The following is a 16,545-nucleotide window of genomic DNA, read 5'->3' as shown; positions in this document are numbered from 1 at the left end:
ATTACAGCATTTTAGAATTATTTTATTATAGGCACGTCCACAACCTTGGGCTAATTCAGCGTTATACTCTGATTAGCTGCACAATAGTCTCGACAATTAATCGCTTGTTCCGAATTGGCAACAGACGGATGAATGGTACATTTGAGACGATAATCGTTGGTAAAAAATTGACAGTGGCTACAAGGGATTTGATGCATACGCTTAGCATTTGCCACACCGTCTTTAATCGCCAACCCGACTGTTACTAGGCTCATGATTACTATTGTCCACGCTAGACAAAAGCACAAGGGTATGAGTAAAGGCTGAATCGCCTGAATGAGGGGGTAGAGAACTTGAAACACAATTCTATCCTATCTGACAAATTAACCAACACTATTATTAAAACTAATCATTCAGATTAGTTTTGGAAATTATAGCAAATTTTGCCAGATTCGATCATCAGTACCGCAACATTGGCAGTTAAATATCTTACCAAGTTGCGGCTTATTGCAGTCGATCAGTAGGGGGGTGAAAGACGCTAAAGGTGTGCCAATTATCTTTAAAACGGAATATCATCTAAATCTTTCTGGGTATCAGGAACCGGGGGAACGTTTGGCACTGTAGTCGGTTCATAAGTCGGCGGCTCAATCGGCGATGAATAATCATAGTCCTGATCTCTGGGTGCAGATACAGGTGTCGGGGTTGGAGGGGCGGGACGCGATCGCATGGGAACCACATTCTCTGATTTCTTGGGTGATGATGGGATTGTTGTCGCCTGCATCGTTGGGGAAACGGTAGCCGTTTGTAGCCCCATGTCCGTATCTGCACCCAGTTTATGAACTCGATAAGTAGTTAATTCAGCCCGTTTTTCTTTAAATCCTTCGGGGCGCTCAATCGTATTCATACTCAGACGCCCTTCCAGGACTACAAGATCACCAACCCCATAGTTTTCCTTGATTTCTTGAGCCAAATTGCCCCAACCGACTACTTTAAGTGTTGAAGGTGGATCATCAGAACGCACACTGGGAAACTGCACCAGCATTTGGGCAATCGGGGTTTGATTATCTGAGGTGTAACGCAGTTCTGGATCTTGAACAATTTGTGCCATCAAGACGCAGCTATTCATCGTTAATATCTCCTGGCGCTTTGGGTAATTGGTCTAGTCACTGATTGACCATGACTGCTAGTTGAGTCGCGCTTATGTTTGGGACAATTGGTCGTTTAAAAAACCATATTCGCCCATTCTATCATCACTCTGATAGGAGCTATTGACTCCTTACCTAGGCAGACTTATGTTGACCAACGAAAAAGGAGTCCGTTGCTATAACTCAACGGCTTCCTTCTTTAATTTAGAACAAAAGTACTATATTGTCAGGAGGGAGTAGACAGAAAGTACGAAACCAGCCCTGACGGTAGAGACGTAGCAGGCTACGTCTCTACACCTCTTAGACAGTCGATTCAGCTTTGGGCAGTTCTAACCCTTGCTCTTGTTCGATGAACTCTTGCACATACGTGCGATATTTTCTCAGATTTTCATCAACCCAATTCCGGTCATCGCTGTTGGCAAAGACATGGACTAGCGGTTCTCCAGCATCGGGCAAAATCAACACCCAACTGTCTGTGTGCCGATCCACTATCTTGACCCCATCGATGAGTTCTAAATCCTCATTGGCGTGGGTTTCGACTAAGTGGCGCATTAATGCGCCTTTCACCGTCCAAGGACAACGCATAGTATAGGTTTTATGGCACACCCGAGGCAATTCGCTCTTGATCTGACCTAAGGATCGCTCTTGAATGGTTAGCATCTCAATTAACTTGGCGATGCAGAACATGGCATCAAATCCGGGATGGAGTTGCGGGAAAATAAAGCCCATTTCCTCAGAACCACCCAACACCACATTAGGATTAGTTTGAGAGGCTTCCATCAACGCCCCTGGATTCGCTTTAGTACGAATCACTCGACCATCATGACGACGAGCGATTTGTTCCACAGCACTGGAGGTATGTACCGGAACTACTACGCTACTGCGCGGATTAGCCGTCAGCATCACGCTAACCATCAGCGCGGTTAGGGTTTCCCCACGTACAGGCATTCCGGATTCATCCACCAAGATCAATTGTTCCCCATTCGCGGACACCTGCACGCCAAAATTGGCTTTTAAGGCTTCCACCACTTGACCGAGTTGGGTGAGCAATCCTTCTCGTTCATCGGCAGATAGGGACATTTGATTTAAGCTGGCATTTAGGACAACCGCATCACAGCCAAATTTCGCCAACAAGACGGGGAGAACTGCCCCAGAAACTGCATAAGCATAGTCAATCACTAATTTCGCGCCACTATTGCGAATCGCTTGCACATTTAAATGCCGCTCAAAGCCGACACTATAGAGATCGAGTAACTGGCTGGGGTAGTTGACATTGCCGATGTCTGGAATCGGGGATCGGCGCAAGTCCTCTTTAAAGTAAGCCCCTTCAATTTTCTTCTCCTTCGCCTTAGAGATATTGATGCCGTGAGAATCAAAAATTTCGAGCAGAATATAGTCGGGGCGATCGGGGTGTACCCGGACGTGAATCCCTCCGGTAACGGCTAGGGTGGGTACAACCAGACGAGCGATGGGGATGGCTGTGGCTTCTAAGTTCTGGACATGAACCCCCACCGACATCAAGCCCGCAATTAGCGATCGCGATACCATGCGGGAGATACTGCGTTGATCGCGAGAGACGGTGATTTGAGACCCCGGTTTCAAGGTTGATCCGTAAGCCGCGCCCAATTTGACCGCAAACTCTGGCGTAATATCGATATTCGCCAAGCCTTGAACGCCACGCTGACCAAAAAGATTCCGTTGCGCTGTACTCCCCCAAATCAGGTTCATGTTTAACCTGGCACCCGATTCAATTTTCTTGCTGGGCCAAACCCGCACACTGGGGCTAATTTGCGCTTCTTCTCCCACAGTTGACAGAGAACCGACAACCGCACCTTCTAAGACATGGGCGCGACGATCTACCCGGGTTCCTCGGGAAATGACACAAGCCCGCAGATGGACTTCATCACCAATAATTGAACCATTCCAGAGAATCGGACGCTTCAGGTCAGCGTAAGCCCCAACGGTGACATTATCCCCAATGACGGTTCCGGCTTCAATATTCACCCCTGGACCAATGCGACAATTACTGCCAATTAGGGCTGGGGTTTCGATTTTAGCCGTAGGATCAATCGAGGTATTTTGTCCCACCCATAGTCCTGATCTCTGTTCTTCGTAGGCAAAGTCAATCTCTACTTTTCTATCTAAGGCATCGTAATGGGATTCGCGGTAAGCATCCAGGTGTCCCACATCACACCAATATCCATCCGCGACAAAGCCATACATAGGTTCCCCTTTGTCTAAAAGTAGGGGAAACAGGTCTTTAGAAAAGTCAGATTCTGTGTTTTCGGGCAGGTAATCCAGGACAGAGGGTTCTAAGATGTAAGTGCCTGTATTTACCGTATCTGAGAAAATCTCACTGGTTGAGGGTTTTTCTAAAAAGCGGCGAATCCGCATTTGTTCATCGGTAATTACCACCCCAAATTCCACAGGATTGGGGACGCGGTAGAGAACAATGGTGGCTTTCGACTTACGACTTTTGTGGAATTCAATGGCGGCTTGCAAATCGAAGTCGGTGATGCTGTCACCACTGATCACAATGAAGGTATCATCGAGTAGTTCGGCAATATTTTTTACGCAACCGGCAGTACCGAGGGGCTGCTCTTCTTCGACCGCATACGTCATTTGCACGCCAAAGTCACTGCCATCTTGGAAATAATCCCGCATCACATCGGGGAGGTAGTAAAGTGTAGCAATGACTTCGGTAATGTTATGGCGTTTGAGTAGGTTGATAATGTGTTCGGCGATCGGTCGATTGAGTACCGGCACCATGGGTTTGGGCAGATCACAGGTTAGTGGTCTCAGACGTGTTCCCGAACCGCCTGCCATCAGCACTGCTCGCATAAGTCCTCCTAAAAATTTTTGGCTTCACGGTGTTGGAACCGTATAGTTTTCTACTTATTGTCTCGTTCAACCGTTCCTGATGAGAAAAGCTGAGCTAGCAAGGTCACGCTACAACTGACACATAGATGGATAAATAGACTGGAACTGAACCTATATGCTACTTTGACTTGTATCCGGGATCAATTCTACTTAGGACTGAAATAGTGCCGCCCAAAAGCGGAAAGCTAGATATCACAGTTGATTCAATGATTTGTATTCCTCCAAAGGGCACCTGAGACGTTTTGGGGGAGTTGGTCTAAAATGAGTGAATTAGCAGGCTCGCTTTGGCTGGGCTGAAGCTGGATAGTCGGTGTAAAACAGTCTTTGATTCGGTTTCTTGGGGGTTAATTTGGATGAAAGTATTAGTTTTGCTTCTGATGTTAGGGATTTATGGCTACGGCGCTTGGAAGTTCTGGACGGGGTTCAATCGGACAAACTTCTCTCGTAGCTTACCTAACCGGATTTATTTGTCTCTGTTGTGGCCCGCTTTGATTGTGGCTAATAAGTCTTATCGGAAAAACTTTAACAGAGCGCTGAAAGGTCGGTAGGTAATGCCTGCGAGTCAAAGGCGTCTGTGGCTGATTGGTGGAACCAGTGAGAGTGTACAGTTAGCCGAGGCGATCGCGTCTCTCAATTTACTTTGTCTGGTTACGGTGACAACAGCCGCCGCCAAGTCACTTTATCCTCAAACACCCAGCTTACAGATACAAGTGGGGCGCTTGAATGGGAAGCAGATTGAGCAGCTTTGTCAACAGCAGCAGATTACAGCCATACTTGATGCATCTCATCCCTATGCAGTAGAAATTTCCCGAATTGCGATCGCGACTGCACAACGTTACCAAATTCCCTACCTGCGTTTTGAACGTCCTCTGGTTAAGGGAAACGAGGGAGATGGGGACAGGTGTAGAGACGCGCCATGGCGCGTCTCTACAGTCAAGGCGGGTTTTGAACAAAGGTTATCATCAACAGCGAAACCCAATATCCTCAACCCGCCCCTACAGACGCAGAATGAACCCTCTGTAATTACCTTAGACAGCTTTGAAACGTTGGTGACTGGTGATTATTTGAACCAGCAACGGGTACTGTTAACCGTTGGTTATCAAGTTTTATCCTTATTTCAAGACTGGCAAGCGCGATCGACTTTATTTGCCCGGATTCTTCCCGCCGTTACGTCTCTAGAGGCGGCTATCGCAGCCGGATTTAGTCGCGATCGCATTATTGCACTACGCCCCCCTGTACCTTTTGAATTGGAAATGGCACTCTGGCGTCACTGGGATATTTCACGGGTAGTGACTAAGGCGTCTGGGGTAGCTGGGGGAGAGGCGACGAAGCGACAAGTAGCGGCGCAGTTGGGAATTCCATTAATTGTCATTGATCGTCCGGTGGTAACGTATCCACAGCAAACCAGTGATGTCGCTGTAGCGTTGGAGTTTTGCCAGAGATATGTATAGCAACCGCCATAGCTGTTAGGACACATCATTTATGTAGAGACGTTGCATGCAACGTCTCTACAATGGTGCCGAAAGTCCTAATCGATGTGTCTACTGCTATATGAGCCAAACATAGACCTGAATCCTTACAATTGGATATTACTATGTTCAGAAACAGAAATGACCGTGATGTTGACCTCAGTGGTGCCCCCTATCACCCCGTTGCTTTAATCCAATTGTTCAGCCGGGTAAAAATGGATTGAGTCAACTGATTAAACTGTTGCTGGCGATACCACTTTTGAAACGCTTTTTCATAAGCGTCTCCTTGAAGTTGATAAGTATTCCACGTCTTCAAACCCAATCCTGCTCCCCAAAACAAGAGAATATACAATGCCCAGGAAAGCTGACCCGCACTGAGCAGATTAATTACAACCAAAAAGCCATTAACGATAATATATTTGCCCAACCGCTGCTTAAGTTGGCTGCGCCGATACTGTTCAAACTCCTGGCGCTTGTGCTGCTGTTGTTGCTGAAGCCGCCATTCCTGTTCCGCTAGTTGGAGGTTCGCTGGCGAGATTCCCAATTCAGCCGCAATTTCCACAAGCTGCGTCCGGGAAAACTCACCGCCATTGGCTTGACGGACGATCGCGAGATTCAGGATTTGCTGGAGTTCTTCTTGGTGATAAGACTGGATAGTAGTGGATTCAGAAACAGACATGACCTAAATTAAGAGGATGAGTGGGCTGAAGATGAAAACAACAAATAGTGGCACAGTGAGGTTGTCCTTCCTCTATTATTATCAACGACACCTAGACAGACAGCACAGACCTGCTGATGTTCACAACCGAACCCCTAGGGTCGGATTTTACGAAAAATAATAGTGGAACGGAAGTTTTACATTTCGTTACGATAGATTCAGACCCCAAGGAGGACACTATAACAACTATAAAAACGTTTTCTTTGACAGTAGATTTGAGGTAATTCGTATGAACGGTAGTATTCGGGTTGGTAATTTATTGGGGATTCCCTTTTATGTAAATCCCTCCTGGTTTTTAGTTCTAGCTTTGGTCACCTTTGAGTTTGGCGGGTATCTCGGCGGGTTTGCCGGATTGACGGGTATTTTACCCTGGGTGCTGGGATTCGTGGGTGCGCTGTTGCTATTTGCTTCGGTTTTAGCCCATGAATTGGGGCATAGTTTAGTCGCCATTCGCCAGGGCATTGAGGTGAAATCGATTACCCTGTTTCTCTTTGGGGGTCTAGCCAGCTTGGAGAAGGAATCTCAAACGCCAGCCGACGCATTCTGGGTGGCGATCGCGGGTCCTTTAGTTAGCTTAGCCCTTTTTGTCCTATTTACGGGTATCGGCGTGAGCAGCGGCGTCTCTGGTCCCTTGGCAGCCATTCTCAGTTTACTGGCTTCGATCAATTTAGTCTTAGCCCTGTTTAACCTGATTCCTGGCTTACCGTTAGATGGTGGCAATATCCTCAAGTCCGTGGTTTGGAAAATTACCGGGAATCCCTATCGAGGTGTTGTTTTTGCCAGCCGGGTTGGTCAGGTTGTCGGATGGATGGGAATCAGCATCGGTATCCTTTCTGTCTTGGGACTGAGTAACTTTGGTAGTATCTGGACGCTATTAATTGGGGTATTCCTGCTGCAAAATGCGGGTATGTCGGCGCAATCAGCCACCCTGCAAGAAAAACTCCAGGATCTGAAAGCTGAAGATGCGGTAATTCCAGAGAGTCCAATTATCTCGGCTGATCTGTCGCTGCGGGACTTTGCCAACAACTACATTATCGGTAAAAAAGAATGGCGCAAGTTCTTGGTGACTGATGAACAAGGACAATTGATTGGTGCGATCGCGGTTGATGATCTCAAAACTATCCCCACCTCAAACTGGACAACGACTCCAGTCAGTGAACTGATCCAGCCTGTGGATTTGGATGCGATCGTCAAATCTGATCAGTCTCTGTTAGAAGTGATTACGCTGCTGGAACAAGGCAAATTTACTCAATTGCCTGTGGTGCGCGAAAATGGAGTCCTGGTTGGGCTGTTGGAAAAGGCATCAATTGTTAGTCTCCTAGAGAAGCGAACTCAAACCAATCCCGCTTAAACCTATTGGCGTCACTGAAATTAAAGACTTAAGCCTAATCCCTCGAATAAAGTTCGGGGGATTTATAATAGATGGGCATCCTATAAAAGATGTATTAGGAGGTTAAATAGTGATTCAGTGAAGACAAAACTTAAGCGATTAATCTTTTGGGTACGAAAATTTTCAGTTCATTTCGTCGCTTATTTCTGGAAGTTACCCACTTGGTCAGTTGTTGTCGGAGCGACTGTTCTGGTTATCGGCGTGATCCTGATTACGGATGAGAACTCTCAACTCTCTAAAATTCTGAACAATGTTGAAGCTATCAGTATTTTTGCGGCGGTTGTTTTATTTTTAAAAGAAACGCCGAATCGAAAGAAACAATTCTATTACCAAGCTTGGCGCACAATAGACGCTGCCCATGGACGACAAACTAGCTATGCCCGGGTTCAAGCCCTGCAAGATTTGAATGAAGATGGTGTGAGTTTGAGAGGACTCAATATTCCGGGAACAAATTTACAACGTATCAACTTACCGAAAGCGTTTCTCTATGAAGCTAACTTACAAGAAGTCAATTTAATTACCGCTGATCTGAGTAACAGTCACCTGGATAAAGCGAAACTTCATAAAGCGAAACTGAATGCTGCGAAACTCTCTGGTGCTTGCTTGATTGCCACCGATCTGAGTCATGCGGATCTGAGTGAAGTTAACCTGAAAGGTGCGGATCTGATTGATGCTAACCTGAGCAATGCTAATCTTATTGGTGCTAATTTAAAGGGGGCGGACTTGAGTCGGGCGGATTTAAGTCATGCTAACTTGAGTAGAACGGATCTGAGTCAAGCCGATTTGATGGATACTATCCTAAGTGACGCTGATCTGAGTGGGGCTAATCTGAGTTATGCTGACTTCAATAATGCGGATTTAAGTAATGCTGATTTGAGTGGGGCTAATCTGAGAAATACTGATTTTACCGATGCTAATTTAAGTGGTGCTAACTTAAGCGGGGCAGATTTGAGGGGGGCAGATTTGAGTGATGCTAATCTGAGTGATGTTAATCTGAGTGACGCTAATCTGAGTCAAGTTGATATCAGCCATGCTTATCTTGATGGCGTCAATCTCCAGCCCACTAAATTTTAAAAAAAACGAAAATATAGCAATAGACACATCGATTAGGACGTTCGGCACCATTGTAGAGACGCGCCATGGCGCGTCTGGAACATAAATGATGTGTCCTAACAGCCATGGCGGTTGCTATATTTTGTATCATCGAGAGGCTAAAAGAAGGATTTAAACAGGGTGCATTTAAAGGAAATTTTAGCGGGGTGCTGGAAAGGGCAGTGTAGGAGTTTATTTAGTCATCATAAACTCGACCTTTATCACTACTGTTATTCAGGACTTTCACAGCCTGTGGGATTTTGCCAATTCACCTGAGGTGTGACTGTGGGCGATTCCGCCACCAAAATTATCTGCCCATTTGCCAGTTTCACCCACCCTTGCGCTTCAATAATTTGCCGAGGTTGACTTGAATTGGGCGTGACAGATTCTGGATAGGTTTGGAGTGGAGTATCTTCATCTAGTGTCACCCAATCATTGACAATCGCGTCACTCTCCAGAACATCCAAGGGACTGGGTGGAATACCGCCGCGACCTGTGAAAATAAAGCTACTGGCTAACGCTGCACCTCCTGCATTACAGGAACGGTCAATCAGTTTCGTCTGGTCAACTAATCCTGTGGGTAATTGTAATAAGCCGCGATTGGGATCAACATCAGGTAAATTAAAGGTGACAGTCCCAGTAGCGGTAATATCGCTTAAAGGGGTGAGACGTTCTCGGAATTCTGTACCAAAGATACCTTGAGCGGTGATTTCAATATTACCACCTCGAAAAGCACTAGCGATGATATCGCTATTTTCTTCTGGGATAGCAATCACGAATTGAGTATTGATCCCAATATTACCGCTATTCCCTTCGCCACGAGCCTCCGCCGAAATCAGGCTATTGCGGCGCATCATTAATAATTCCGGGACTTGCAGGGTAATGTCACCTCCCTCACCTGCATTGGTTTCTGCTGTGAGTGTGCCTTGGTTGTCCAGATTCAGATTGTTCGCGGTAATATTGAGTATACCTGCATTTCCGATGCCTTGATTGCTGACATTGATTTGAGCGCGATCGCGAAGCGTTAATTGCTCAGTTTCAACGGTGACACTTCCCCCATTCCCTGTAGCCGTTTCAGTAGCTTCAGCCGACAGGCGACTTGGAAACAAGTTATTTTGGGAGATGCCAATTAATTCAATATCCTGGGCACGAATAGATACAGAACCAGAATTACCGCTACCGGAAGTTGCTGTTGATATCTCGGCGCCATCACGCACCCTGAATGTCTCAGTGTCAACGGTTACAGTTCCGCCATTCCCTGTCGCTTCTACCAATACATCCGCTGACAATCCACTGGGAAGAAAACCGATGCCAATTAGATCAATTTGCGAGGCACGAACATTCACAGAACCAGCATCACCTTGCCCTTCAGTAGAGGAGGATATCTTAGCACCATCCCGAAGGATTAAGCCCCCAGTTTCAACAACTACATTTCCCCCAGAACCAGTAGCATTTTTACCAACATTCGCCGAAAATCCGCTAGGACCATTTGCTGTCGCACCAATCAGTTCAATATCCTCAGCCTGAATAGTCACAGCACCTGCATTGCCGTTACCAGAAGTAGAGGAGGATATCTGAGCGCCATCTCGTACCGTTAACCGTTCCGTTTCAACGGTTATCGTTCCACCATTCCCTGTAGCCTCTTCACCCACACCAGCCGATAATCCACTGGCATCTACACCATCTGCTGTTGTACCAATTAACTCAATGTCTTTAGCACGGATATTGATAACACCTCCATTGCCACTCCCATCAAACGTTAAAGCAGAAATATTGCCTCCATCCCGTATCATTAACTGTTCAGTTTCAACGGTCAAAACTCCTGCATTTCCACTACTGCTACTCTGAACAGATAAACGGCTGCTACTAGAATCAAACGTTCCTGGTGCTGATTCTCCACTCACCTCTACATTGGCTGCACGAATAGTTAAATTTCCGGCATCGCCACTCCCATCACTCGTTGACGCTGAGATGCTCCCACCATCCTGCACTGTTAAAGTCCCGGTTGAAATCGTGATATTCCCAGCATCACCAGAAGCCTCAGTCGAAGCTAATATTCCGCTGCCAGATTCAAATGATAAAGTTCCGATATTAACCGTTGATGTACCACTCAAAGTGACAGATTCCGAGGCAGTTATCGTGATATCACCTGCGGTGCTTTCGTCAAAAGTGTTAGCAGATACCAACGCCCCATTTCGCAGAACTAACTGCTTCGTCGTAATCGCTATATCACCAGCGTTCGTACTACCATTAGTGCTAGTCAGGAGGCTACTCGGAACTCCGTCAGCCGTTACTCCAATTAATTCGACAGACTCTAAGGCGTTCACGCTCAATGTTCCTGCTGAGCCTCCAGAAAAAGCTAAAGAGCTTACAATTGAGCCATTTTGGACGGCTAATTTTTCCGTGTTAATCGCCACATTACCAGCATTACTCTGACTTAGAACAGTTGCTGATTCAATGAAGCTCAAATTAGAGAGGTTTATATCCTGAGCCTGAATGACTACATCACCAGCATTGCCCAAACCAAAAGTCACGGAACTAACACCAGCGCTGAGTGAAGCGTTTAAAGATTCTGTATTCAAAAAAATGTCACCTGCATTACCGGACGAATTAACAACAGTCCGATTGTGCAAACCCGTTGCCAAGCCTACATCTTCGCCAGAGTTACCCATTAGGCTAATCGCTTTAGCATTGATTCTTATATTGCCAAGATTGCCAGAGCTACCAAATCCCGCTTCACTATAAAGACCACTTCCGGTATTTGCCCCTTGTCCAGAAAGACTAAAGGTATTGGCATTAACAATAATATCTCCCCCATCGCCTGCACCTTCCGTCCCAGTGGCTAAGCGTCCGCCATCTGTCGCTGTAAAATTATTGGCATTAACAACAATATCTCCGCCACCTGTACCCCGCGCACTCGCACGCGCATCATTGGCTAATCTGACATCAGATAGCCGACTATCCGGGGCAAAATTTAAACTCAGACTATCACCATTGATCGCTAATCCTACTGTTCCGGGTTCCCCTAAGCCACCTAATTCAATACGACCTCCTAGCGCATTTAATCGCCCTCCCGCTTCTAAGCTGACATTACCGCCAAGTAGCAACAAACTCTTGCCATCGAGAACCTGAAGTCCACTTGCTGGCGGGACATTATTGAAAGAAAACCCCAACACCGGAAATATTGCGGTTGAACGGTTAGCAATTTCTGCCTCATTGGAGAGTTGGTTAAAAAAGAAAACATCAGGATTAATGCTGAGTAACGTACTGGTTTCTGGTTTCGAGGCGCTAAATCGTCCAGTATCCCCTAACCCCACGCCATTTGCTGTCGTCGCCACAAAGGAACCTGCCACATCCAGCTTGGCATTTTGCCCAAAGATAATTCCATTGGGATTAATCAAAAATAGATTAGGACTTCCCGCCCCAAACGTACCTAATGTACCCAGGATTTGAGAGGGATTCATCCCGGTTACTCGCGCCAAAATATTCTCAATCCCATCGGGACTCGAAAAATAGACACCTCGGTTAGCATCAACATTAAGTTCTAAGAAACTATGGAATAGATTTGTCCCTCGTTGTGCGCCTTGGTCAATCAGGTCAATGGGCAAACCCAACCCATCAAGCGGTGTAACGATTGAGCGTTCTGCCCCCAGAGTATCATCGACTTGAATCTGAGCCACAGCCGCTGTTCCTGACAAGGAAATAATACCACTGAGCCAGCACAATAACCCATATTTCCAGAGTTTAGTCATCATAACCTCGACCTTTATCACTACTTTGATTCAGGCATTTCACAGCCTGTGGTATTTTGCCAATTCACTTGAGGTGTGACTGTGGGCGATTCTGCTACTAATATTATCTGCCCATTCGCTAATCTTACCCACCCTTGTGCTTCAATAATCTGCCGAGGTTGACTTGAATTGGGAGTTACAGATTCTGGTTGCGTTTGGGTTGGAGTCTCCTCATCTAAACTTACCCAATCACTGACCATTACGTCACTCTCCAGAACATCCAGAGGACTAGGTGGAATACCACCGCGACCTGTGAAAATAAAGCTACTGGCTAACGCCGCACCTCCCGCATTACAGGAACGATCAATCAGGCGTTCTGCATCAACAAAATTAGTCGGTAACGCGGTTAACCCTTGACCAAAGAAAGGTACAGGAGTGATAACTGAACCATCGCGACCTGTTCGAGAGTCGGCGGAGATATCAACGCGCTCATTAATGCGAAATCGATTCACATTCTCGACAAGATCAACGACATTAACTGGCTGATTACCAGAAAACTGAGCAAAGTCCACCGAAATATCGACCTCACCATTCCGGCGAAACCGATCTAAGTCACCCGGATTACGACCGACTGGAATCGCCCGATCGCTGACAAACAAATCAGCCAGAAATACTGAGGAATTAATGATAATATCGCCTCCAGGTCCAGCATCAGCATTTGCCAGAATATCACTGTCCTCCAGAGCCACAAAACTATTAGAATTTATCTGAATATTACCACCGTCACCTGTACTATCAAATACACTCGTGCTAACTAGACTACTGTTACGTAGGAGGATATCTTGAGCCGTGATATCGATATTACCACCACCAAATTGTAAGGACGTAGCCACAACTTGACCTTGACGCGATCGCAGCTCATCATTCAAACGGATGAAAATATTGCCAGCATTGTTCAACCCTTCACTGCGACTGGTGATACGTCCGCGATTGGCGAGTTCCAGAGAATTCCCTTGCAACTGAATGTCTCCACCCAATCCTTGACCAAATGTGCCAGAGGATACGGCGGCTTCATCCTCTATTCTTAATTGTCCGGTGGTAATGGTAAGACTTCCCCCGTTTCCTATACTGTCTGGACGAGTTTGAGTGGTAATATCGCTGCCAAAACCGATAACATTGACCGTATCGTTGGCACTAATGGTTAAGTTTCCTGAATTGCCAGAACCAAAGGTATCCGTGACGATAGCACCAGCGTTATCAACCGCTAACTCTTGGGTATTTATGGTTAAATCGCCACCGGATGCTTCACCCCGACCTTGTGTCGAAATCACACCATTATTTGCCACATTTACTGAATCTGTGGCAATAACATTCAGGTTTCCTGAATCCCCTTGAGTAAAATTTACTTGAGCAGCTATATTAACATTATTCCGAATTTGTTCAATCAAATCAGGTGAATAAAGGTTCGGGTCAAGACTACTCAAATCAAATGTACTGGCATCTAAACTGCTACTGAAAACTTTACCCTTGTCTTGGACATTTAAACTTCGGGTTTCGATTAAAAGGTTTCCACCAGTTCCTGTGCCGAGAGTACCTGTTGATAATAGACCATCACGGATTACATTAACTGAGTTTTTGGCTTGTACTGTTAGGTTCCCCGCACTCCCTTGACCCGCCGTACTGGTGACCACACCACTACCATCACGAATCGTAAGAGTTCCCGTTTCGATTAAAAGATTACCCCCTATTCCTGAACCAAACGATAGACTTGAGATCACACTCCCTTTGCCTACCGTAACGGATTCGGATTGGCGAATGGCAATACTGCCAGCATCGCCTTGACCCGTCGTGCTAGTGTTAATAATCCCACCATTTTCAAGAGTCAAATTTTTCGTTTCAATCGAGATAGTACCACCAAATCCTGCCGCCGCGTTAGCCACTATAGACCCGCCATTAGCTAGGTCGATAAAATCGGTGGCTTGAATTGTCTGATTTCCACCATTGCCAGCCGTTGACGCCGTTGTGATAGTCCCCCCATTGCGAGCAATTAACTGATCGGTTTCAATCGTTACTTGCCCAGCATTTCCGGTTGCGCCTGGATGCGCTTGAGCAGACAAAGCGCTGGGGTAAATCTTGCCCGTTCCGGTTAATTCAATCTCAGAGGCTTGAACAGTTAGCTCCCCACCCTCTTCACCCGTAAACGTGGAAACATAAACGCCTGCACCATCACGGGCAATTAATCGTTCGGTTTCAATCGTTATCTTGCCACTGGCTCCTGTGCTTCCTGGTTGATTATTAACCAAAATTCCACTCGGAAAACCATTTAATGGAAAGTCGCCAATTAGTTCAATTTCCGACGCTCTGACAATAATTTCTCCAGCATTTCCAGAACCCGATGTTGTTGCGATTATTTGTGCGCCATTTTGAGCGGTTAACCGTTCGGTTTCAATGGTAATCTTACCCGCATTGCCAGTGGAACCTCGACGGGTTGCTGCACCAATACCTGTAAGAATATTAGATGAAGCGTTCACGGATTCAGTCATTTCAATTTCAGTCGCCCGGACATCCAGATTCCCAGCGTTACCCAATCCAAATGTACTGGTGTCTACCTGTCCTTTATTCTGAAGAATTAACCGCCCTGTTTCAATCGTCATGTCTCCCGAGTCTCCGAGAAACCCCGAGGCGGTATTGACTATTGCCTCCTCGACTACGATATCACCACCAGCTTGGAGAACGATATCTCCCCCACGAGAGCGAACATCGTCGTTGATAAAAATAGAACCATTATTAGAGGTTATGCCACCGATTAATTGGATATCACCACCCGGCGTGGTAATGCGTCGATTAACGGTAATCGTGTTGCCAGCTTGGGCGGTAAGTCCGATGCCAGATTGTCGGATACTAACGGCGGCATTAAAAATAATATTATTGGTCGCCTGAAGCACGACATCCGCCGCAGCATTGTTAATCGCCGTCGCATTAATTTTGGTGTCACCATCAGCCCCAATATCTGGATCAGCAAACCCATCAATATCATTTAAATTATCAGTTTCATTTGCAAAAAGTACAACTTCAATAGTTGTCGGATCAAGGAGTAGTGTTCCCGTTGTTCCATTCGCGGCAGTCGTATCGACTAATCCATCAAACTCTAAAACGTCTTTCCCCGAAACTTCCACAAATCCACCGTTGCCAGATATTTCACCCCCACGGGCGCTAATCGTGCCATAAAAACGAGTAACTTCATCTGACCAAACTAATACGTTACCGCCATCACTATTGCCAATTCCATTGGCATTGATAATGGTATCAGGACTGACAAAGGTTCGATTAGCATGAGTAACTGATGGAATGTATAGGTTATTCGCTTCTTCAGCTATGCCAATCAATACCGTACCGCCTCCCATATCGCTGGAGACATCAATTTGAGCATTCTCGAACAATCCCACGCGATCGCCTAATACCTGTACCGTTCCTCCGGGTGCTGTCAGTATCCCGGTATTGGTGACAGTATTGCCATACAAACTCAGGGTTTCACCGACACCCACGCCTAAATTCCCAGCATTGGCAATCCTTCCGTTTGAATTTGACCCATACTGCAATCCCGGCGTTAGATTAATCGTTAATAACGGTGGTGCTTCAGGATTCGTGGCGCTAAACTCCACCCCATTTTCAAACACCACAGAATTCGCCGTAGACGCCACAAACGAACCCGCGATATCTAACCGCGCATTTTCTCCAAAAATAATCCCATTGGGATTCAACAAAAATAAACTCGCACCCCCATCTACCCCCAACGTGCCCAAAATATTCGAGACATCACTCCCCGTCACCCGACTGAAAATCGTTTCAATTCCCACCGGATTCGCGAAATAAACCCGCAATCCCTCGCCAACATTAAACTCTGAGAAACTGTGAAACAACGCCGCGCCGCGTGTCGCCCCGCCTTCAATTAAATCCGCCGGAAGTCCTTGGATATCCACATTTGGCGTAACCACGGAATTTTCAGTTCCCAGGGTAGTATCCGGTGTAATCTGAGCGACAGCAGCCGTATCCCAGAACGCAAAAACGCCGCCAATTCCAACAATTCCGGCGAATGTCCACCACCAATATTTCCAGCTTTGAGTCATCACCAATTTGAACC

10 protein-coding genes are annotated in these 16,545 nt (G+C 46.3%); 4 read left to right on the top strand and 6 right to left on the bottom strand.

Translation table 11 applies throughout. The features are described 5' to 3' along the window. Positions 1 to 50: 50 nt before the first annotated feature. The 3 genes from RH949_RS20210 to RH949_RS20200 form a co-directional block, all read right to left on the bottom strand. Positions 51 to 254 (bottom strand): hypothetical protein, encoded by a 204-nt coding sequence (locus tag RH949_RS20210; protein WP_006098999.1) that lies wholly within the window; start codon positions 252 to 254, stop codon positions 51 to 53. 284 nt (positions 255 to 538) lie between these two features. Further along, positions 539 to 1,105 carry a single-stranded DNA-binding protein gene (locus RH949_RS20205; RefSeq protein WP_006098844.1) on the bottom strand — a complete coding sequence of 189 codons (567 nt, stop codon included), beginning with the start codon at positions 1,103 to 1,105 and terminating at the stop codon, positions 539 to 541. 319 nt (positions 1,106 to 1,424) lie between these two features. Next, positions 1,425 to 3,965, bottom strand: coding sequence for a mannose-1-phosphate guanyltransferase (locus tag RH949_RS20200; protein WP_006098803.1), 2,541 nt, complete (start codon positions 3,963 to 3,965; stop codon positions 1,425 to 1,427). 392 nt (positions 3,966 to 4,357) lie between these two features. Here RH949_RS20200 and RH949_RS20195 point away from each other — a divergent pair, with 392 nt between their 5' ends. Together RH949_RS20195 and RH949_RS20190 are read left to right on the top strand one after the other, a co-directional pair. Beyond that, on the top strand, positions 4,358 to 4,552 hold the full coding sequence (locus RH949_RS20195) for a hypothetical protein (RefSeq protein WP_006098881.1): 195 nt from the start codon (positions 4,358 to 4,360) through the stop codon (positions 4,550 to 4,552). Positions 4,553 to 4,555: 3 nt separating this feature from the next. Beyond that, on the top strand, positions 4,556 to 5,455 hold the full coding sequence (locus RH949_RS20190; protein ID WP_446355658.1) for a precorrin-6A/cobalt-precorrin-6A reductase: 900 nt from the start codon (positions 4,556 to 4,558) through the stop codon (positions 5,453 to 5,455). Positions 5,456 to 5,648: 193 nt separating this feature from the next. Here the strand turns inward: RH949_RS20190 and RH949_RS20185 are convergent, their stop codons facing one another. After that, positions 5,649 to 6,152: a 2TM domain-containing protein gene (locus tag RH949_RS20185; protein WP_006099016.1), complete on the bottom strand. Its 504-nt coding sequence runs from the start codon at positions 6,150 to 6,152 to the stop codon at positions 5,649 to 5,651. A gap of 268 nt (positions 6,153 to 6,420) precedes the next feature. Between RH949_RS20185 and RH949_RS20180 the strand changes: the two genes are divergently transcribed. Both RH949_RS20180 and RH949_RS20175 read left to right on the top strand, forming a co-directional pair. Further along, entirely contained in the window at positions 6,421 to 7,542 is a 1,122-nt protein-coding gene (locus RH949_RS20180) for a site-2 protease family protein (RefSeq protein ID WP_446355656.1), read from the top strand. Positions 7,543 to 7,659: 117 nt separating this feature from the next. After that, the gene (locus RH949_RS20175; protein WP_006098923.1) at positions 7,660 to 8,655 is read left to right on the top strand and encodes a pentapeptide repeat-containing protein; all 996 of its coding nucleotides are present in this window, start codon (positions 7,660 to 7,662) and stop codon (positions 8,653 to 8,655) included. Positions 8,656 to 8,903: 248 nt separating this feature from the next. Here the strand turns inward: RH949_RS20175 and RH949_RS20170 are convergent, their stop codons facing one another. Then, the gene (locus RH949_RS20170) at positions 8,904 to 12,428 is read right to left on the bottom strand and encodes a two-partner secretion domain-containing protein (RefSeq protein ID WP_446355653.1); all 3,525 of its coding nucleotides are present in this window, start codon (positions 12,426 to 12,428) and stop codon (positions 8,904 to 8,906) included. A gap of 17 nt (positions 12,429 to 12,445) precedes the next feature. Continuing rightward, positions 12,446 to 16,531 (bottom strand): two-partner secretion domain-containing protein, encoded by a 4,086-nt coding sequence (locus RH949_RS20165; RefSeq protein ID WP_446355651.1) that lies wholly within the window; start codon positions 16,529 to 16,531, stop codon positions 12,446 to 12,448. Positions 16,532 to 16,545 lie beyond the last annotated feature (14 nt).

Source organism: Coleofasciculus sp. A1-SPW-01 (genome assembly GCF_040217205.1).
In the GTDB taxonomy this organism is placed as follows: domain Bacteria; phylum Cyanobacteriota; class Cyanobacteriia; order Cyanobacteriales; family Coleofasciculaceae; genus Coleofasciculus; species Coleofasciculus chthonoplastes_A.
The sequence above is the reverse complement of the archived record's forward strand: the minus strand, read 5'-3'. Positions and strand labels throughout refer to the sequence as shown.